Here is a 19,276-nt window from a genome sequence, read left to right on the forward strand (position 1 = left end):
CATGTGCCCGGGAACCTGTGCACCATGACGCGCGTGCAATCCACAACAGGGGATATCCCACTTATGCAACGTTTTCTTAGCATCGCTCTGGCGCTCTGCGTCGGCCTGACGCTGAGCCTGGACGCCAACGCCAAGCGTTTTGGCGGCGGCAAGAGCTCGGGCTCCGCGCCTATTCACCAGACCCGCCAGGCCACGCCAACCACGCCTGCCGCCGCGCCGACCGCACCTGGCCGTGCCGCTCCGGCCGCCAGCGGTGCTTCGCGCTGGCTGGGCCCTCTGGCCGGCCTCGCCGCCGGTGGCCTGCTGGCTTCCATGTTCATGGGCGACGGTTTCGAAGGCTTCCAGATCATGGACTTCCTGATCGTGGCGCTCATCGCCTTCCTGGTGTTCCGCTTCATCGCCGCGCGCCGTCGCCAGCAGCAGCCGCAAATGGCCATGCCGGGCCATGCGCCGATGCAGCGTGAAACTCACGCGCAGCCTGCCCAGCCGTCGATCTTCGGTGGTTCGGCCGCACCTGCTGCCGCAGCCGCCCCGGTGATCAACGCCCCGGCCTGGTTCAACGAGCAGAACTTCCTGGCTGCTGCCCGTAACCACTTCCAGGCGCTGCAGCAGCACTGGGACGCCAACGAGATGGACAAGATCGCCGAGTTCGTCACCCCGCAGATGCTCGAGTTCCTCAAGCGCGAGCGCGCCGAACTGGGTGATGGCTTCCAGTCCACCTACATCGACAACCTCGAGGTGCAGCTGGACGGTGTCGACGACCGCGCCGACCGTACCGACGCCACCCTGACCTTCCGTGGCGTGTCGAAAAACTCGCGCTTCGACCAGGGCGAAGTGTTCAGCGAAAGCTGGCACATGGTTCGCGCCCAGGGCGAAAACCAGCCTTGGCTGGTGGCCGGTATCCGTCAAAACGGCTAACCGCTGCGTGCTGCACAAAAAACCCCGGGCCTGTCCCGGGGTTTTTGCTTTTGCCAGAGTGGCCTACTAGGGTATAACGCGCAGCGTTGTCATCTAGGTCAGAGGAAGTGAACCGTGGAAGAAGTGATCGAACAACTCCGTGAAGCCAACGAGCCAGTGCCGGTGCCCCTTGAGCTTCCCGACGAGGACCTGCTGGTCGAAATCGAAGAAGAGCTGTTCATTAACATTCCGTTCGTGTTCAAAGAGTTCCTGCTGACCGTCAGTGACGTGGTGTATGGCTCACTGGAGCCGGTGACCGTTACCGACCCACAGTCACATACCTACCTGCCCGACGTCGCCGCCAACGCCTGGGATGCCGGCGTACCGCGTGACCTGATTCCACTGTGCCAGGACGGCGACAACTACTACTGCGTCGAAGAGGATGGCACCGTGGTGCTGTGGGATGCCGAAGAGGAAATCGTCGGTGAAGACAGCTGGGAATCGGTGTGGCACTGGGCGCGGGATGTCTGGCTGGAGAGCTGATCTCTATTCCATTGCCCAGGCCCTGATTGATTTAGCAGGGTCCTGTGGGAGCGTCGCGCTTACGAATTGAGTTCTCCGATCTGAGACAGAGAATTATGGCCTAGTGCCATCTATACAGTTAAAATCGCCAGGCTTTCTGCGCATGGCGACATCGCTACCGCTCCATCCCCTCGGACGACGGTGAAATCTTGCGCAGGGAGCATTGCCCTCTTCAGTGCGTATTCTCGCGGCTGTTCTCCAGCGTCTCCAGCAAGGCAATCTGCATGCGCGTATGCACGCGGATAAACCAGCGCCACAGCAAGGCCACCACCACCGCAGCCACCACGGCAATCACCAACAGCAGTTCGCTGGTGGGCAGAATGCTCGCCGACAGCGCCGACAGCAGCAGGAAAATCACCAGCAGCGACAACAACGGGATCACCTCGGCAATAACTCGGCGCACGCGCTGAGTATGCCGTCCGGCCGTTTCCGGTTTGACGCCCATTTCTGCCAGCAGCATCGACAGCGCCTTGAGCTTTCGATAGGCGGCAATCAGGAATGGCAGCGACAGCAATAGCGCTGCGCCCCAGATCAGCGCTTTCTGTTGGCTGGTATCGCTGACCCACTCGCTGAGCCAGTTGCCGATCCGCTCGGCGAAATAGCCACCACTGAAGAAGATGGCGATCACCAGCGCCAGGTTCACCCCAACCTGCAACAGGATGCGCCGGATCATCGCCGCGAGCATGGCGCTCTCGCCTTGCGGCTGGATGCTCCGCAACCATTCGCCATACAACGACAACACCCGCGCCAGGCGGCTGGGCACCACCTTGCCCAGCTTGAGCGACAGCGGGTCGGCGGCACGGATCAGGTAGGGTGTCAGCAGCGTGGTGATTGCCGATACCGCCACAGCCACCGGGTAGAGGAAGTCGCTGGTCACCTGCAGAGTCATGCCCAGCGCGGCGATGATGAAGGAAAACTCGCCAATCTGCGAAAGCCCCATGCCCACCCGCAGCGATGTGCGCCCGTCATTGCCTGCAATGAACGCGCCCATGCCACACGACAACATCTTGCCCAACACCACCGCCAGGGTAATGACCACGATTGGCCAGGCGTAGTCGATCAGCACCTGGGGGTCGATCATCAGGCCGATGGCGACGAAGAAGATGGCGCTGAACAGGTCGCGTACCGGTTCGATCAGGCTCTCGATCTTCAGCAACTGGCGCGATTCGGCCATGATCGCGCCAATCAGGAAGGCGCCAAGCACCATGCTGTACTCGAGCTTCACCACCAGCAGGCAGAAGCCGAAGCACAGGCCCAATACGGTTATCAGCAGCATCTCGTTGCTTTCGAACTTGGCCACGTAGGCCAGCAGGCGCGGCACCAGCAGGATGCCGATGACCAGCGCGACGATCATGAACAGCGACAGCTTGCCGACAGTGGAGAACACCTCGCCCGAGCTGACCGTGCCGCTGACGGCGATGCCCGACAGCAGGGCGATGATGCCGATACCGAGGATGTCCTCGACGATCAGCACGCCGAATATCAGCTGGGCGAAACGCTCGTTCTTCATCTTCAGGTCGTTGAGCGCCTTGACGATGATGGTGGTCGAGGAAATCGCCAGGATGGCGCCGAGGAACAGCGAATCCATGGTGTTCCAGCCGAACCAGCGGCCAATCTCGAAGCCGATCCAGATCATCAGCACGATTTCCAGGAACGCCGCGATGAACGCCGTGGCGCCTACCTTGAACAGCTTGCGCAGGCTGAATTCGAGCCCCAGGCAGAACATCAGGAAGATCACCCCCAGCTCGGCGAGGGTCTTGATGGTGTCTTCATCGTGGATCAGGCCGAACGGTGGGGTGTGCGGGCCGATGATGAAGCCGGCGACGATGTAGCCCAGCACCACAGGCTGCTTGAGGCGGTGAAAGAGAATGGTGACCACGCCAGCAACCAGCATGATGACTGCCAGGTCCTGGATGAAGCTGATGGCATGCATGGCGTGATACTCCTTTTCTCGTCCGTTGCTGGATGCCTGGGCAGACCGCTCCTCTGCCAAGGAAACCCTGAGCGAGCAGCAAGTACATACTGTTTGGAATGCAGGAAAAGCCCATGTTGCATGGGTGCAGTCAGGTTAACATCGCACCCCGCCGCAAAGAGGCGGTGCAATATGCAGAAACAGATCGGCTGGAAAAGCGCCGCTGATGGCATGATCGGCGTGACGATGGAGCGTCAGCCAACGTCCCGTACCAGGAAGGCAAATTCAAAAGAGGGGAACAGAAGTGTCTGCAGATAATGCCCCCCATTCGCCCGATTCCGCGCAACCTCACCGTGAGCACACTATGGAACCTGGAAACGCCCAGCTGAGCATGACCGTCCTGATGACCCCGGACATGGCCAACTTTTCTGGCAACGTACATGGCGGCACCCTGCTCAAGTACCTCGACGAAGTGGCCTATGCGTGCGCCAGCCGCTATGCCGGCAGCTATGTAGTCACCCTGTCGGTCGACCAGGTGATCTTCCGTGAGCCGGTGCACGTGGGTGAACTTGTGACCTTCCTGGCGTCGGTCAACTACACCGGCAACACCTCGATGGAGGTAGGCATCAAGGTGGTGACCGAGAACATCCGCGAGCGCTCGGTGCGCCATTCCAACAGCTGCTTCTTCACCATGGTCGCGGTCGACGACAACCGTCGCCCGGTGCAGGTGCCGCCGCGCCAGCCGCAAAGCAGTGAAGAAAAGCGCCGTTTCCTGCAGGGCCAGCAGCGCCGACAGATCCGCCAGGAGCTGGAAAAGCGCTACCAGGACCTGAAAACCGACGCGATTTAAAGCGCCAGCAGCTGTGCCTCGAAGCGTACCCTTGGGTGCGCAATGCGGTCCTGGGCCCGCACCAGTTGCAGTTCATAGCTGGAGCAGGCCTGGGTTTCGAGCAGCACTTCGTGTACGGCCGCAGCGGTGAATTCGAACGCCTGCACCCAGCTGTCGCCGAGTAGGACGCGGGCCAGGAACAGGCCTGAGGTCAGGTCACCCACCCCTACCGGCTGCCGCGGGAACGCCAGCAGCGGGCGGCGCAGGTGCCAGCTTTGCTCGGCGGTCACCAGCAGCATCTCGAACTGGTCCTCGGCGCGCCCGGGGTAGGCAAGGTGCTTGACCAGCACCACCTGCGGCCCGCGCTGCAACAGGCTGCGCGCCATGTTTACGCAGTCCTCCAGCGACTGCGCTCGGCGCCCACAGAAGCTGTCCAGCTCCAGCTGGTTGGGGCACAGGATGTCAGCCTTGGCAACCGCCTCGTCGAGCAGGAATTCGCTGACTTCCATTGGCACGATGCAACCCTTCTCCGGGTGCCCCATGACCGGGTCGCACAGGTACAAAGCCTTTGGGTTAACCGCCTTGATCCGCTCGACGCCGGCCAGAATCGCCCGACCTTGTTCGGCACTGCCCAGGTAACCGGACAGCACCGCGTCGCAATGGCCCAGCTCGCCGATGTTGGAAATGCCTTCCACCAACGCAGGAATTTGCGCAGGGGCAAGCACTTCACCCGCCCACTGGCCATACTGTGTGTGATTGGAGAACTGCACGGTATTGAGCGGCCACACATTGACCCCGATACGCTGCATGGGAAACACCGCGGCGCTGTTGCCGGCGTGGCCGAACACCACGTGGGACTGGATGGCGAGCAGGTGCGGGGTACGTTTCATGCGGGAGGTTTCCAAAGCTGTTTCAGGGATTGTGCGCAACGCAGTATGAACTCGATTGCCACCTGTACGACAGGCCAGGGACGCAGTTAAGCTGGATCGACCTGTTTGGAGCATACGCAAATGTTGACCCTGGAAAACCTCTTCGTCCTGATGCTGGTCGCCACGGCAGGCGCCTGGTTGTGGCACAACCACGGGTTGCGCGAGAAAGCCCTGGAGCGGGTCAAACAGCATTGCGCCAAGCTCGACCTCGAACTGCTCGACGACGCGGTCGCACTCAAGCGTATCGCCTTTGTCCGTGACGCCAACGGCCGCAAGCGCCTGGCGCGCGTCTACGCCTTCGAGTTCACCGTCACGGGCGAACAGCGCCACCCCGGTACCGTGACCCAGTTCGGCGCCCACAGCGTGCAGATTGAACTGGCGCCCTACCCGTTCGAGATCAAGACCCCACCGCGCACCGACAATGTCATCGAGATGCAGCAGTGGCGCCAGGAGCACAACCGCTGGCGCAACTGATCAGTTGACACGACATTCGCTCAACCCGGCCTGCAGCGCGGATTGCGATTGCGGCTGGTCGAAAATCAGCTCGATACGCGTATCCCTGCGCCAGTCGCTGGGCTGCCAGGCGGGCATGTCCCCATTCAGGCCATTGAATGATTGCCAGCCCTCCACGCTGTGGATAACCCCTTTCGCGCGCCGCCACGGCCAAGCCCGCAAGAACGCCTGCAGCCGCTGTGGATAAAACTGCTGGCCAGGGTGCCAGCGCCAGCCGATGCTCCAACCCCCCTCTCCCTGCTGTGCAAGACAGATCGGCTGCCCGGGGTCTGCCCATAGCGCTGCCGGTGGATTTACAAGATTGTCGACAATCCTGTTATCCACAAGCGAGCTGCCGACAATGCCATGGGGTACAGCCGGAAGGTCCGACAAGGGCAGCTTCCCTTGGACGCTCCAGAATATTCTCTTCCCATAAAATTTATTAGTTATCAACAGTTTAGAGTATTCATCCACAGCCTCTGATTTGTTCAAGACAACGCTTTCAGCAGCATCGAACGCCTGCTGTTGAGCCTTCGGAAGCTGCTCGTTCCGGACCATCGACTGCGCGTCCACGACCATCAGCAATGGCTGTATTGTCAGCACTCCAGCCCAAGGGGCTTTTTGCAACTGAGCAAGCAACTGCAAGGGATGACCCAGTCCGGACGGCTCGATGAACAGCCGGTCAGGGCGGGATTTGCGCAGCAGTCGGCCCAGGCCCACCTGGAACGGCATGCCATTGACGCAGCACAGGCAGCCACCTGCGACCTCGCCTATGGCGATACCGTCTTCGTCACGGCCGAGCAGGGCCGCATCCAGGCCTACCAGGCCGAACTCATTGATCAATACAGCCCAGCGCTCATTGGCCGGACGCTGGGCCAACAGATGACGGATCAAGGTGGTCTTGCCGACCCCCAGTGGGCCGGCAATCACATGGGTGGGAATGTTCTGCAGCATGGGGAGGCTTCGGGCGATGGCGATGCCTCACTATGCGCCGTCAGGCCAGCCAGTCAAGGCTGAGCAGCAGGCGCCCCTGCTGCCCCGATGGCGACCGATGCACCAGGCCCGCACCTTCGTTGCCCTGCCACTTTTCACCTTTGAGCACCGCCACATCGCCAGCTTGCAAGTACTGAACGTTATCCACAGGAATTATTGCTGTGTGTAAGTTACCACGAGGGCTCGCGTCCTCTTTCAACCACTCGCTACCTGGGCCTGCGTAGGTAGTGAGCAGACGCAGCGGAACGTTATCCACATGGAAGCGCGGGCACATCGGGCCTGTCAGTACCCGCAGGCGCAAACCTACCCGCTGCGCACCCACCAGGCAGGTATAGGCCGCCACCAGCCAGGCCACATCCGCCACGAATGCCTCATAGCCGTGCAAATCGGCCGCTTCGCGCAAGAGTTCGGTGAATACCGGCATGTGCCGCTCGTCCACATCGATGACGCGCTGGTCTGCCAAGGGCTGGCCGAGGCTGACCACCAGCGCGGCAAAGTCCTCCAGTTGCGGCGGCAAACGTCGGCGCCATACCGCCAGGTTTACGCCATCCTGCAGCACATCGGTCAGCACCTGCGGTGTCTCGCCAAATACCTGGAAAATATCCACAGGCTTGCATGCAGGGTTCATGCTGCGGCCTCCTCATGCCATGGACCGAACGGATCGGGCAGGCGCAACCAGCCCATGTGCCCCAATTCCATTTCCTGATCGGTCAAAAGGCATGCATCGAGTGCTGTGGATAATTCTTCGAAGTCAATATTCTGCCCGATGAACACCAGTTCCTGGCGGCAGTCACCGCTCTCGGCAACCCAGTTCTTCAAGATCGCGGTGGTGTTATCCACATCCTGTGGCCACTGCTCGCGCGGCACGAAACGCCACCAGCGGCCCGCCAAGCCATGGCGCATCATGCCGCCTGCCTGCGACCAGCTTCCGGCTTCCTGGTATTTGCTGGCCAGCCAGAAAAAACCTTTCGAACGCAGCAGGCGCCCATTGCTCCAGGGCTTGTGGATAAAGTCGAAAAAGCGCTGTGGATGAAAGGGGCGCCGGGCCTGCCAGGTGGTGGCGGCAATGCCATACTCTTCGGTTTCCGGCACATGCTCGCCGCGCAACTCTTGCAGCCAGCCCGGTGCCTGGGCGGCCTGGTCGAAGTCGAACAGGCCGGTGTCGAGGATGCGGTCCAGCTGTACCTGGCCCATGACCATGGGCACGATCTGCGCCCGAGCATTGAGGCTGCGCAGAATGGCCATGAGCTCTTCGCGCTCGTGCTGGCTGATCAGGTCGATCTTGCTCAGCAACAGTACATCGGCGAACTCGATCTGCTCGATCAGCAAGTCACTGATTGAGCGCTCCTCCTCTTCACCCAGGGTTTCGCCACGGCTGGCCAGGCTGTCTGCTGCCTGGTAATCACGCAGGAAGTTCAGGCCATCGACCACAGTGACCATGGTGTCCAGGCGCGCCATGTCGGACAGGCTACGGCCCTGTTCGTCGCGGAAGGTGAAGGTCTCGGCCACAGGCAGTGGCTCCGAGATCCCCGTGGACTCGATCAGCAAATAATCGAAACGCCCTTCTTCAGCCAGCCGCGCCACTTCCTCGAGCAGGTCTTCACGCAGCGTGCAGCAGATGCAGCCATTGCTCATCTCCACCAGCTTCTCCTCGGCACGGTTGAGGCTTACGTTGCGCTGCACCTCGCTCGCATCGATGTTGATTTCGCTCATGTCATTGACGATGACCGCGACTCGCAGGTTGTCGCGGTTACGCAGCACATGGTTGAGCAAGGTGCTCTTGCCGGCGCCAAGGAAGCCGGATAGCACGGTGACAGGGAGACGGTTGGACATGGCGAAACCTCTTCAGGCGAGCGCATTCGAAACGATGCATTGCACAATGTTATAAAGTAACAATACAATTTCGCCAAGCCGTTCGTGACGAATGAGTACCCACCGGGAGGAAAAGTGAACCCGCCACGTGCCAGGGTGCCCCTCCTGGCATTGCAGCTTGATCGGTGATGGCCGCTGATCTCCCTTTTGTTTGGAATACCAGATGACTCAGCTCAAGCTCCCCGACATTGCCGCACAAACCCATGAATACGCCTTACCTTTGAACTGGGTGGGTATGTGCGGGATCGCCCAACCTGTACAGTTCGAGGGGCGCACAGCAGCTGCCACGGTCGATGCCGGCGTTAGCCTGGTAGACGGCAGCTCACGCGGTATCCATATGTCGCGGCTTTATCTCGCCCTGGAGTCGTTGGAACATCAGCCTCTGACGCCGCTCACCATCCGCCAACTGCTGGCTGACTTCCTCAGCAGCCACGAAGGCCTTTCTTCCGCCGCCTATCTGCGTTTGCGCTTCGAGCATCTGCTGAAAAGGCCTGCGTTGATCAGCCCGTTGGAGGGTTGGAAAAGCTATGCCGTCACAGTCGATGCAAGGATCGAAAATGAAATGTTCCACGTGGAACTATCCGTTTCTGTCCCTTACTCCTCGACCTGCCCATGCTCGGCTGCACTTGCACGGCAGCTGATTCAGCAGCAGTTCCAGGCGCATTTCAGCGCAGAGCAGGTCGACAAATCTGCAGTGCTGCAGTGGCTTGGCAGCGCCGAAGGCATCGTAGCGACGCCCCATAGCCAACGTAGTAGCGCGCAAATCCAGGTAAGGCTGCGCAGCAATCAGCAGGTTCTGCCAATCACCGAGTTGATCGACCGCATAGAAGCAAGCCTGGGGACAGCGGTGCAGACCGCAGTTAAGCGCGCAGACGAACAAGCCTTTGCCTTGGCCAACGGCCAGAATCTGATGTTCTGCGAAGACGCCGCACGACGCCTGCACAAGGCGCTACGGCAAATGGAATGGAGCACGGCCTTCAAGCTGCGCGTGGAACATGCAGAAAGCCTGCATGCCCACGATGCTGTCGCGACCAGCCAGTGGCAATGGGATGTCAGCTGCGCGGCTTGACCGAGCCGCAGTCATTACCCAACCACACGGCACGGGTGTTCATGCTGCCTTGCTGCTGTACACCCGAAGCGTTGAATGTACCGTTGACCTGGGTGGTGAATTCCCGGTCACTGAGGAAAGTCGCCTGGCCACTGCCCTGCGCTTTGGGGCAGCTGAACTGAAACTTCCATACATTGCCGGTGCGGTCGGTTATCTTTTGGGTACAACCTGACTTCGGGTCCTGCAGAGGGATATCGTTGGTTGCCACCTGTTCTGGCGTCAGGCACGAGCGCACCCCCTTACCCCCAACAGTCACTCCCTGCTTGGCCAGCACCCCTTCCATCATCGCGCGCTGCTCTGGCGGCAGGTTCTTCAACTGGCCGAGCATGAACTCCATATCGGGTAACGGCTTGCCATCGACCTGCATGTTGCTGGTGGTCAGCTCCCACAAACCTGGCTGTAGCATTTGAGCATGCACCAGCGGGCTGCTCACACCTAGGGCCAACGCCAACAGTGGCAGACGAATCTTCATGGACGAACGCTCCTGGAAAAAGCCGGCCAAGCGGGCCGGTCTGTGCCTTAGACGCCAAATCCACCTGCAGGTTGCAAGGCGGACCGGGAACGTGTTCTGTTACTCAAGTGTACTCGGCAAGCAGGATGCATATGGACTACCACAGCCCCTACTTCTTCGGTTACCTACTCGGCCTGGTTCATTTGCTGGGTATCGTCGCCGCATTGCACGCACTGTTCACCGTGCGCACCGCCCAGGGCGCAATCGCCTGGGCCATGCCGTTGTTCTTCATCCCCTACCTCACCCTGATCCCTTACCTGATCTTCGGTGCGCGCTCGTTCTATGCCTACATCAAGGCCCGGCGCCAGGCCAACCAGGAAATGCATGTGGCCATGGCCAACCTCAACTGGCGGCCTTGGGTAGAAGAAGCCCTTACCGCCCGCGAGTCGGAAAGCTATGCGGCCTTGCGCGCCATGCCCAAACTCGGGCGGATGCCCTGCCTTGCCAATAACGAGGTGAAGCTGCTGATCGATGGCAAGGCAACATTCGATGCAATATTTGCCGCCATCGAAAAAGCCCGCGACGTGGTGTTGGTGCAGTTCTTCATCATCCATAACGACAACCTTGGCAAAGCATTGCAGGAACTGCTGCTGCGCAAAGCCGCCGAGGGGGTGCGGGTGTTCGTGCTGTATGACCGTGTCGGCAGCCATGCCTTGCCGGCAAGCTACAGCCAGTTGATGCGCGACGGTGGCGTACAGATTCATGCCTTCGCAACCCGCCGGGGCTGGTTCAACCGCTTCCAGGTTAACTTCCGTAACCACCGCAAAATCGTGGTGGTGGATGGCTTGCTCGGTTTCATCGGCGGGCACAACGTGGGCGATGAGTACCTCGGTGGCCACCCGCAGCTTTCACCTTGGCGCGACACCCACGTGCAGATCAGCGGGCCGGTGCTGGCCTGCCTGCAGGAATCGTTCGCCGAGGACTGGTACTGGGCCACGCGCCAGCTACCGCCGCTGATTCTGCCGGACGCCTACCCTGACAACGGCGTGCTGTGCCAAGCCTTGGCCAGCGGCCCGGCCGATCCACAGGAAACCTGCTCGCTGTTCTTCCTTGAGGCGATCCATTCAGCCACCCGGCGCGTGTGGATCACCAGCCCGTACTTCATCCCCGACGAGGCGGTGTTCGCCGCGTTGCGTTTGGCGGTACTGCGTGGAGTCGATGTGCGAGTGCTGATTCCGTCACGCCCAGACCATCGCATCGTCTATGCCGCCTCCAGCCTTTTCGCCTTCGAAGCGGTACGTGCAGGTGTACGCATGTTCCGCTACCAACCGGGCTTCCTGCATCAGAAGGTGGTGCTGGTGGATGACGATGTCAGCGCTATAGGCAGTGCCAACCTGGACAACCGCTCGTTCCGCCTGAACTTCGAAATCACCCTGCTGACAGTCGATCGCGGCTTCGCTGATCAGGTCGAGAACATGCTGAACAATGACTTTGAACAGGCACGGGAAATTACTGCGGAGGACAGCCGCGATACTCATCGGCTACAGCAACTGGGGATGCGGATTGCTCGGCTGATTTCGCCGATCCTGTGAAGCTGGATGCGGTCACTGTGGGAGCGGGTGTGCCCGCGAAACAGGCGGCGCAGTGGATGGCCCGGCTTTGCCGGTGTTCGCGGGCTCGCCCGCTCCCACAAAAACTGCGCCAGACAGAATCTCCCACAGCGGTTGCGTTATTAGCGATACAGGTCTTCACGCGTCCAAGGCAGGTCATGGTGCCCATCGGCGTACGGCTTCACGGCCAGAATCTGATGCAGGTTGATCCAGCCCTTCTGGAAGGCATAGGCACACCCGGCCAGGTACAGGCGCCAGATGCGCAAGGTCTTCTCGGGCACCAGCGCCGCCGCCTTGTGCAGCTGGTTCTCCAGGTTCTCGCTCCAGTGGTGCAAGGTCTTGGCGTAGTGCAAACGCAGGCTCTCCACGTCTACTACCTCCAATCCCGCTTCACAGATGCTGGCACTGATCATCGACAGGTGCGGCAGCTCGCCATGGGGGAACACGTAGCGATCGATGAACTCGCCAGCGCCACGCCCGACCGGGCGACCATCCACATGCTTGGCGGTAATACCGTGATTCATCACCAGGCCCCCTTCCCTCACGGCACCGAACAGCTTCTGGCTATACAGCGCCAAGTTGGCATGCCCGACATGCTCGAACATGCCAACGCTGACAACCTTGTCGAAGCGGCCGTCCTGAGGCAGGTCGCGGTAGTCGAGAATCTGCAGGTCGACCTTGTCGGCCAACCCCTCTGCCTTCACCCGCTTGCGACCGAGCTTGAGTTGCTCCTTGCTCAAGGTGATACCAAACACCTTGGCGCCATATTCGCGAGCAGCGAAACGCGCCAGCCCGCCCCAGCCGCAGCCGACGTCGAGCAGGTAGTCACCTGCGTCCAGACGCAGCTTGCGGCACAGATGATCGAATTTGTCCTGCTGTGCCTGATCCAGTGTGTTGTCCGGCTCGCGGAAGTAGGCGCACGAGTAGGCCATGTCCTGATCCAGCCATAGCTGGTAGAACGCGTTGGAAACATCGTAATGGTAGGAAATGGCTTCGGCGTCGGTGCTCTTGTCATGGGCCCGGCGCTGCGGTGGGGCGTCGTCCTCATCGGTCAGTAGCGCTTCGCTCAGCTCATCGCATACGCGGATGGCTTCACCAATATCGCCCTCCAGCTCCAGCTTGCCTTCGACGAATGCCGTGCCCAGCTGGTCCATGCTCGGGTGGCTCAACTGGCTGATCAGCTGTGGCTCCTTGACCAGGATAGTGACCTGCGGGCTAGGTCCCAGATCGAACTGGTTACCGTCCCACAGTTTCAGCCGCAGCGGCAGATGCAGGCTCTGCAGTGCCGGTGGAAGTTGCGCAAGCATGAACGACCCTCCTGTCCGTATTTGGCCACGACGCCTGATATTTCGAACGTCGCCGGATCAGAGTAGTTCATTCGTGGGATGTTTCCTCTAAACGAGACCATGGTCTAGAACCAACTGATCTTATCCATACAGCAGATTGTATACAATTTTTGCATCTCAGCTTAACCTTGTGCCCCTCTTGCGCTTCTTCATCCTGGAGTTGAACCCATGAAATCCTATGACGTGGTGATCATCGGCGGTGGCCCTGGCGGCTACAACGCAGCCATCCGCGCCGGCCAACTGGGCCTGAGCGTAGCCTGCGTGGAAGGCCGCTCTACCTTGGGCGGCACCTGCCTGAACGTGGGCTGCATGCCCTCCAAGGCGCTGCTGCATGCTTCCGAGCTGTATGAAGCCGCCAGTGGTGACGAGTTCGCCCACCTCGGTATCGAAGTCAAACCTACCCTCAACCTCGCCCAGATGATGAAACAGAAGGACGAGAGCGTGACCGGCCTGACCAAGGGCATCGAGTACCTGTTCCGCAAGAACAAGGTCGACTGGATCAAGGGCTGGGGCCGCCTGGATGGCGTCGGCAAGGTCGTGGTCAAGGCTGAGGACGGTAGCGAAACCGCACTGCAGGCCAAGGACATTGTCATTGCCACCGGCTCCGAACCTACGCCCCTGCCGGGCGTGACCATCGACAACCAGCGCATCATCGACTCGACCGGCGCGCTGTCGCTGCCACAGGTGCCCAAGCACCTGGTCGTCATCGGCGCCGGCGTGATCGGCCTTGAGCTGGGTTCGGTATGGCGCCGCCTGGGCAGCCAGGTCACGGTCATCGAATACCTCGACCGCATCTGCCCTGGCACCGACGAAGAAACCGCCAAGACCCTGCAGAAGGCCTTGGCCAAACAAGGCATGGTGTTCAAGCTGGGTAGCAAGGTGACCCAGGCGAACGCCAGCGCCGATGGCGTGAACCTGACCCTGGAGCCAGCAGCCGGCGGCACCGCAGAAACGCTGCAGGCTGACTATGTACTGGTCGCCATCGGCCGACGCCCCTATACCAAAGGGCTGAACCTGGAAAGCGTGGGCCTGGAAACCGACAAGCGCGGCATTCTCGACAACGATCACCACCGCACTTCCGTGCCGGGTATCTGGGTGATTGGCGACGTCACCTCCGGCCCGATGCTGGCGCACAAAGCCGAAGACGAAGCGGTGGCCTGCATCGAACGCATCGCCGGCAAGCCCCACGAGGTCAACTACAACCTTATCCCTGGCGTGATCTACACCCGCCCGGAGCTGGCCACCGTGGGCAAGACCGAAGAGCAGCTCAAGGCCGAAGGGCGTGCCTATAAAGTCGGCAAGTTCCCGTTCACGGCCAATAGCCGCGCCAAGATCAACCACGAGACCGAAGGCTTCGCCAAGGTTATCGCTGATGCCGAGACTGATGAAGTGCTGGGTGTGCACCTGGTAGGTCCAAGCGTCAGCGAGATGATCGGTGAGTTCTGCGTGGCCATGGAGTTTTCGGCCTCGGCGGAAGACATCGCCCTCACCTGCCACCCCCACCCGACCCGCTCCGAGGCCCTGCGCCAGGCAGCGATGAATGTGGACGGGATGGCGATGCAGATATGATGTGAGATAGCCGGGGGCTGCTTTGCAGCCCATCGCGACACAAGGCCGCTCCTACAGGAGAACGCAATTTCCTGTAGGAGCGGCCTTGTGTCGCGACGGGTCGCATGGATTTAGAGAATTAAAGCTGTCGCGAGAAGGTCACGCTATTCGTGGCCTGCGGCCTCTTGAAGAGGAAACGCAAAACTGTCGCAATCGACCAAAACGCCCGATCGAACTGATGCGCTAGAGAATTAAAACTGTCGCGGCCAGAAACGACGCGGCATAGAGCGCTGTGCAGCTTCAGATCGAAACGTGGGAGGAGAAGCTCTCCGCCCTGTTCGGTGACGAGGTGCCTGACCGTGTCAAGTGGGACACCCCGGACGAGATTGCTGCGTTTTTTGCTGCAATGCACGACAAAGACGCCCACATCTTCCTCCCAAGTGGTGGCGGTGACGAGATCCTGAGCTACCGCGTTAATGCCGATGGCCTGCTGGAGTGGTCAGGAAGCACCAGTACCCTGGACAGCTATGCGACCGTAGTAAGCCCGATTCGCCTGACCTTCTGGAACCCGGGCAACCAGATGCATGAGGCTAACTTCGTGCTCGAGGTCGGCTCGCTGCCTGCCGGCTGGCTACACCAACGATGCCGGCGTCGAGGAGCGCGTGGAACTGTCGAAAGGCCGCTATGCCCCGCGCTCTGCCTTGGACAACAGCGAATACCAAGGCAAAGCCCTCCCTACCTCTGCATGCCTTGTAATCCGTGCCACCAAGCAAGCGCGCTATGCGCTGTTCGGGAAGGGCTCGATCTATAACCAGCTCAAAGATCGAAGTTTCGACGCCTACAGCGCGTTCCACAATGACCCAGCGGCCTTCGAGAAAATCGTTGCTGATATGGCGTCGGTCGAAGTCGTCTGATCTTCGGTAACGAAACGCCCCGGTTTAAATCGGGGCGTTTTCTTAGGTGCGTCCCAGATTCCCTCATCAAAGCGCATTCTAAACAGTGAATGATAAAGCCAATGTCTGGTTCATCACCTCAATAGCGCCCCTAAGCTCACCAACCGCGTGCTCCAACTCCTGTGCAGGCACCTGGCCAAGCAAACATATCGCTTCCAACCGACGACAGCATTCTATGACTTGCTCACCCTTAACCACCCGTGCAGCACCTTTAATGCGATGAGCGAGTTCACAGAGTTTGCTGGTATCACTCGCGCGAAGCAGTGCATTCAACTGCTCGCGATCTCTACGATTATTCTTGATCAATTCGTCGAGTATCTGGCGAAACTTTATAGGCTCGCTACTAATCATTAACTCTAGCGGCTTAAGATCGATGACCGGCGGAATTTGGTGCGGTGGAATCAACTGCTTTTGGCAGTAATCAATTGGCTCAATCGCAAATTTATCCTCCGCCTGCAATGCACGTAATCGCGCATCCAATTCATCCAGACCTAGTGGTTTGATCAAGCAATCGTTCATGCCAGCTTGAATGCACTCCTCAATTTCCTCCGGCTGAGCGTCGGCTGTCAGGCCGATGATCACAGTCGCGGCCAATCCCTGTATCTGCTCAGCTTGACGTACGGCACGTGTGAAGTCAGCCCCATTCATTTCTGGCATGCGGCAGTCGGTGATGATGATATCGAAGGGGTGCTCGCACCAGCGTTCGTAAGCCACCTTGCCATTCTCCGCCTCAAACACGTCATGGCCGAGGTAGCTCAGTTGCTCATGCAACACCTGACGATTGATCCGGTGATCGTCTACGACCAACACTTGCAATCGATACCGGGGAAGATCCAAGGACAACGCAGGTAAATAGTTTATCTCGATCGGCTCCAACATCTGCAAGCGCATTTGGACATCGACCCGTGTTCCACGCCCAGGGGTGCTGGTCAGGTCCACTCTGCCCCCCATCATTTCGCATAGAGATCGGCAGATCACCAGGCCCAGCCCCGTACCTTCAGTGTGTTGCTCGTTGCGCTGAGCCTGTGCGAACGGTCTGAACAAGCACTCCTGATCGGCCGTGCTAATCCCCACTCCGGTGTCTTCTACACTCAGGTTAACTGTGAGCAAGTTGGCATCAATCAACATACCAGCAGTGCGGACGGTAATCGTCCCTTCTTCAGTGAACTTGATTGCATTGCTGATAAGGTTTGAAAGAATCTGCTTAAAACGTAAGGCATCAATCAACACATCACAGTTTATACTCGAGTCGATCTCTAATATAAGACTCAGCCGCTTTTGCCGCGCCAGGCCTTCGAACACACGAGCCACTGATTCCACAAGTTCTCGCAAGTTGGCGCGCTTAGGCGAGAGGTTAAGGCGCCCAGACTCAATCCGGGCAATGTCCAGAATATCGCCGATCAACTCCAATAGGCTCTTTGCCGAAGTATGCGCGATTTCGATACTTGCACGATCTATTGGCTTGTCATCAGCACGCTTTAGCGCCAACTCAAGAATACCGATCACGGCATTCATCGGTGTTCGGATCTCATGACTCATGGTAGCCAGGAACCTAGTTTTGGCGCGGCTGGCTTCGTCGGCAAGCGTTTTGGCCTCTTGCAACTGCTGCACCAACTGATGATGTTCGGTGATGTCCAACCAACCGCAGATCACACCCTTGATTTGGCCTGCGGAGTTCCGGAAGGGTTGAATCCAATGATTAATCCACACTTCCTTACCTTGCATGGTAATAGCGTGCACCGATTCGATCATCTGGCCGTCACTCATCGCCTGCAGGTAACTAAGATGAAAGTCTGGAAGACTCTCGAAGTTATCTTTTGGTAGCTGACGCACTGTTTTGTTCAGTACCTGATCGCCTGTAAGACCTACACTCTTTAAGTAGCTGCGATTGCACGACAGCATGCGCCCATTAGTATCGCGGACATACAGCGGCGGCGGCATGCTGTCGGTCAGGGTTTCGACAAACTGCAATTGGTCGTTGAGCATCCGTTCTGCCTTAAGCCGCGCTTTTATCTGACGCCGTAGGTAAATAACCCATAGCAGCAGCAGAACCAGCAGTAAGATCGCAGCAGCAACTATTTCGCTAATCACCCGCTGATAATCTATCCAGGTCTGACCGCTCATGCCTGGCGGGGAACGCCAGCGATTAGAAATCGCATTGAGTTCGTCGGGAGCAATCGTTTGTAGAACTTTATCAATTATCGACTGCAGTTCGACATCACTACGGCGCATCGCGAAATTGGTTGTAGATGGCCCAAGATCAAGCATTTGGTTGATAGCCAGCCTGTCGCGGAATAAACGCTCGATGTAGTAGCGCGCGGCTGGCAGTGACACCATAGCGGCGTCAGTCTCGCCCTGATAAAGTAAATTCATAGCATCCAGCGTGCTGCCCGCTTCCATCACTACAGCTTCTGGATACCGTTTGCGCAACTGACGAATAGCTACGTGACCTGTTGGGACCGCCACTCGTTTTTCAGCTAGGTTTCCTAGTTTGCCTTGTTGGCCAATACCACTAAGTAATACAAACGGACTGTTGATCAACGCCCGGGAAAAGCGCAGGTACTCTTCCCTTTCCGGACTCGCAGCCATCAGTGCCAGATCGGCTTTGCCGTGTTGTATAGCTTCGACAATCTGCGGCACCCCCCCGCTGCGCGTCATGACTTCAAAGTGCAAGCCGGTCGTGAGGGTAATCACTTCGAGAAGATCGGCAATTGCTCCCGAGAAAACTCCATTAGAATCAAAAAATGCACCTGGTGCGAAATCATCATTGATGATCAGCCTTACCACTGGGTGGCGCTGAATCCAGCGAGCCTGTTCTGCCGTCAGCTCGACAGACTCCTCGCCGGGTATAAAGCTGTTACCAACCCAACGTTTGGCCAGTGTGCGTAGCTGACTTTCACCAATAGTCTCAATAGCGGTATTGAGTAACTGCAGCAGTCGTGTATTCCCAGCCTGTACTGCGTAACTGTAATCGCTCGCCCGCACATCCGCAAAGCGCTCGAAATGTACATAGTTGTAGAAAGCTCGATTAATTAAGAAATACGCACTGTAAAGATCATCAAGATACACATCCGCCTGACCAAATGCGGCAGCGGCAATCGCCTTCTCATGGCTGTCATAGATCCGCAAATCGGCCCGAGGATACCGTTTCTTGAGCTCAACGCTGTGTTCATCTGTGATTGCTACGCGCAATCCGGCAAGATCGGAGGGCGATTGCCGCCGCTCCGAGTTACGCTTAAATACTGCGAGCCGATCCTGGACATAGGGCGCACTAACTAGTATGTCCGAATGCGGCCCCTGGCTGCCGTGGATACTGATGACATCAACGCGTCCGGTTTGCAACGCCGTACGTGCCTCCAACTCATTGGCAAAGGACACGATCTTGACCTCCAAACCCAACAACTGCGCGACCAAAGCAGTGACATCGGCACTAATGCCCTCGTATAAGTCGTCCTGGGCATCAACTGAAAATGGTGCAGGCTCTGTGTCTAGCACTCCGACCCTGAGCTCGCCCTTGTGGCGCAACCATTGCCAATCCTCGGTCGAAATCGCCATGTCGTGGGGGTCAATATGCAACTGGCTTGACAACGTCCGAGAGGCCAAAGGCAATGAGGCAGCCAGCACTGGCAGGCAGCTAAATATCAGGATGATGGATAGGCAGATATTACATAGACGCATGCGAGATAAGGACCGAAAAAGTCTGGTAGTCGTCAAGAAATCGAAGCAATGATAGTTCAAAACCGGTACTGTCGCT

The 19,276-nt window shown here is 58.8% G+C and carries 16 protein-coding genes; 8 read left to right on the forward strand and 8 right to left on the reverse strand.

Going from position 1 to position 19,276, the window contains the following annotated elements; translation table 11 throughout:
- The first annotated feature begins 63 nt into the window (after positions 1 to 63).
- Both AC2T3R_RS26005 and AC2T3R_RS26010 read left to right on the forward strand, forming a co-directional pair.
- Positions 64 to 918: a Tim44 domain-containing protein gene (locus tag AC2T3R_RS26005; RefSeq protein WP_003260050.1), complete on the forward strand. Its 855-nt coding sequence runs from the start codon at positions 64 to 66 to the stop codon at positions 916 to 918.
- A gap of 114 nt (positions 919 to 1,032) precedes the next feature.
- Positions 1,033 to 1,440: an SMI1/KNR4 family protein gene (locus AC2T3R_RS26010; protein WP_013974843.1), complete on the forward strand. Its 408-nt coding sequence runs from the start codon at positions 1,033 to 1,035 to the stop codon at positions 1,438 to 1,440.
- Positions 1,441 to 1,651: 211 nt separating this feature from the next.
- On the opposite strand, the gene AC2T3R_RS26015 is transcribed toward AC2T3R_RS26010, so the two are convergent.
- A complete protein-coding gene (locus tag AC2T3R_RS26015) occupies positions 1,652 to 3,412 on the reverse strand; it encodes a cation:proton antiporter (RefSeq protein WP_013974844.1) in 1,761 nt (586 codons plus the stop codon).
- Between the two features lie 343 nt (positions 3,413 to 3,755).
- Between AC2T3R_RS26015 and AC2T3R_RS26020 the strand changes: the two genes are divergently transcribed.
- On the forward strand, positions 3,756 to 4,241 hold the full coding sequence (locus AC2T3R_RS26020) for an acyl-CoA thioesterase (RefSeq protein ID WP_003260046.1): 486 nt from the start codon (positions 3,756 to 3,758) through the stop codon (positions 4,239 to 4,241).
- Here AC2T3R_RS26020 and pdxY read toward each other — a convergent pair.
- On the reverse strand, positions 4,238 to 5,110 hold the full coding sequence (gene pdxY / locus AC2T3R_RS26025) for a pyridoxal kinase PdxY (protein ID WP_486744447.1): 873 nt from the start codon (positions 5,108 to 5,110) through the stop codon (positions 4,238 to 4,240). The two genes, AC2T3R_RS26020 and pdxY, sit on opposite strands and share 4 nt — an antisense overlap.
- A gap of 120 nt (positions 5,111 to 5,230) precedes the next feature.
- Between pdxY and AC2T3R_RS26030 the strand changes: the two genes are divergently transcribed.
- Complete coding sequence (locus AC2T3R_RS26030) at positions 5,231 to 5,623, forward strand: DUF3301 domain-containing protein (RefSeq protein ID WP_015272369.1); 393 nt, start codon at positions 5,231 to 5,233, stop codon at positions 5,621 to 5,623.
- Here the strand turns inward: AC2T3R_RS26030 and AC2T3R_RS26035 are convergent, their stop codons facing one another.
- Genes AC2T3R_RS26035 through zigA form a run of 3 tightly spaced genes read right to left on the reverse strand, consistent with a single transcriptional unit; the run spans position 5,624 to position 8,467 of the window.
- On the reverse strand, positions 5,624 to 6,595 hold the full coding sequence (locus AC2T3R_RS26035) for a CobW family GTP-binding protein (protein ID WP_486744448.1): 972 nt from the start codon (positions 6,593 to 6,595) through the stop codon (positions 5,624 to 5,626).
- A gap of 40 nt (positions 6,596 to 6,635) precedes the next feature.
- Positions 6,636 to 7,262 (reverse strand): DUF1826 domain-containing protein, encoded by a 627-nt coding sequence (locus AC2T3R_RS26040; RefSeq protein WP_486744449.1) that lies wholly within the window; start codon positions 7,260 to 7,262, stop codon positions 6,636 to 6,638.
- Positions 7,259 to 8,467 carry a zinc metallochaperone GTPase ZigA gene (gene zigA, locus AC2T3R_RS26045; protein WP_486744450.1) on the reverse strand — a complete coding sequence of 403 codons (1,209 nt, stop codon included), beginning with the start codon at positions 8,465 to 8,467 and terminating at the stop codon, positions 7,259 to 7,261. The genes AC2T3R_RS26040 and zigA overlap by 4 nt, the downstream gene beginning before the upstream one ends.
- Before the next feature lie 202 nt (positions 8,468 to 8,669).
- Here zigA and folE2 point away from each other — a divergent pair, with 202 nt between their 5' ends.
- Positions 8,670 to 9,575, forward strand: coding sequence for a GTP cyclohydrolase FolE2 (folE2, locus tag AC2T3R_RS26050; protein ID WP_039612366.1), 906 nt, complete (start codon positions 8,670 to 8,672; stop codon positions 9,573 to 9,575).
- Here the strand turns inward: folE2 and AC2T3R_RS26055 are convergent.
- Positions 9,559 to 10,086: a DUF3617 domain-containing protein gene (locus AC2T3R_RS26055; RefSeq protein ID WP_015272374.1), complete on the reverse strand. Its 528-nt coding sequence runs from the start codon at positions 10,084 to 10,086 to the stop codon at positions 9,559 to 9,561. The two genes, folE2 and AC2T3R_RS26055, sit on opposite strands and share 17 nt — an antisense overlap.
- 131 nt (positions 10,087 to 10,217) lie before the next feature.
- On the opposite strand from AC2T3R_RS26055, the gene cls reads away from it, so the two are divergent.
- Positions 10,218 to 11,657 (forward strand): cardiolipin synthase, encoded by a 1,440-nt coding sequence (cls, locus tag AC2T3R_RS26060; RefSeq protein ID WP_410951431.1) that lies wholly within the window; start codon positions 10,218 to 10,220, stop codon positions 11,655 to 11,657.
- Positions 11,658 to 11,797: 140 nt separating this feature from the next.
- Here cls and cfaB read toward each other — a convergent pair whose 3' ends face one another.
- On the reverse strand, positions 11,798 to 12,982 hold the full coding sequence (gene cfaB, locus AC2T3R_RS26065) for a C17 cyclopropane fatty acid synthase CfaB (RefSeq protein WP_410951430.1): 1,185 nt from the start codon (positions 12,980 to 12,982) through the stop codon (positions 11,798 to 11,800).
- Between the two features lie 207 nt (positions 12,983 to 13,189).
- On the opposite strand from cfaB, the gene lpdA reads away from it, so the two are divergent.
- Both lpdA and AC2T3R_RS26075 read left to right on the forward strand, forming a co-directional pair.
- Positions 13,190 to 14,590: a dihydrolipoyl dehydrogenase gene (gene lpdA / locus AC2T3R_RS26070; RefSeq protein WP_486744451.1), complete on the forward strand. Its 1,401-nt coding sequence runs from the start codon at positions 13,190 to 13,192 to the stop codon at positions 14,588 to 14,590.
- 641 nt (positions 14,591 to 15,231) lie between these two features.
- Positions 15,232 to 15,483 (forward strand): hypothetical protein, encoded by a 252-nt coding sequence (locus tag AC2T3R_RS26075; RefSeq protein WP_486744452.1) that lies wholly within the window; start codon positions 15,232 to 15,234, stop codon positions 15,481 to 15,483.
- Positions 15,484 to 15,561: 78 nt separating this feature from the next.
- On the opposite strand, the gene AC2T3R_RS26080 is transcribed toward AC2T3R_RS26075, so the two are convergent.
- Positions 15,562 to 19,200, reverse strand: coding sequence for a response regulator (locus AC2T3R_RS26080; RefSeq protein ID WP_416774468.1), 3,639 nt, complete (start codon positions 19,198 to 19,200; stop codon positions 15,562 to 15,564).
- Positions 19,201 to 19,276 lie beyond the last annotated feature (76 nt).

It is taken from the genome of Pseudomonas sp. PVC-5-1, from assembly GCF_057444345.1.

Coding starts and splice junctions, on each gene's coding strand:
- AC2T3R_RS26080 (WP_416774468.1), bottom strand. CDS start 19,200: ATGCGTCTATGTAATATCTGCCTATCCATCATCCTGATATTTAGCTGC.
- folE2 (WP_039612366.1), top strand. CDS start 8,670: ATGACTCAGCTCAAGCTCCCCGACATTGCCGCACAAACCCATGAATAC.
- AC2T3R_RS26015 (WP_013974844.1), bottom strand. CDS start 3,412: ATGCATGCCATCAGCTTCATCCAGGACCTGGCAGTCATCATGCTGGTT.
- AC2T3R_RS26035 (WP_486744448.1), bottom strand. CDS start 6,595: ATGCTGCAGAACATTCCCACCCATGTGATTGCCGGCCCACTGGGGGTC.
- AC2T3R_RS26005 (WP_003260050.1), top strand. CDS start 64: ATGCAACGTTTTCTTAGCATCGCTCTGGCGCTCTGCGTCGGCCTGACG.
- AC2T3R_RS26040 (WP_486744449.1), bottom strand. CDS start 7,262: ATGAACCCTGCATGCAAGCCTGTGGATATTTTCCAGGTATTTGGCGAG.
- cfaB (WP_410951430.1), bottom strand. CDS start 12,982: ATGCTTGCGCAACTTCCACCGGCACTGCAGAGCCTGCATCTGCCGCTG.
- AC2T3R_RS26055 (WP_015272374.1), bottom strand. CDS start 10,086: ATGAAGATTCGTCTGCCACTGTTGGCGTTGGCCCTAGGTGTGAGCAGC.
- AC2T3R_RS26030 (WP_015272369.1), top strand. CDS start 5,231: ATGTTGACCCTGGAAAACCTCTTCGTCCTGATGCTGGTCGCCACGGCA.
- zigA (WP_486744450.1), bottom strand. CDS start 8,467: ATGTCCAACCGTCTCCCTGTCACCGTGCTATCCGGCTTCCTTGGCGCC.
- cls (WP_410951431.1), top strand. CDS start 10,218: ATGGACTACCACAGCCCCTACTTCTTCGGTTACCTACTCGGCCTGGTT.
- lpdA (WP_486744451.1), top strand. CDS start 13,190: ATGAAATCCTATGACGTGGTGATCATCGGCGGTGGCCCTGGCGGCTAC.
- pdxY (WP_486744447.1), bottom strand. CDS start 5,110: ATGAAACGTACCCCGCACCTGCTCGCCATCCAGTCCCACGTGGTGTTC.
- AC2T3R_RS26020 (WP_003260046.1), top strand. CDS start 3,756: ATGGAACCTGGAAACGCCCAGCTGAGCATGACCGTCCTGATGACCCCG.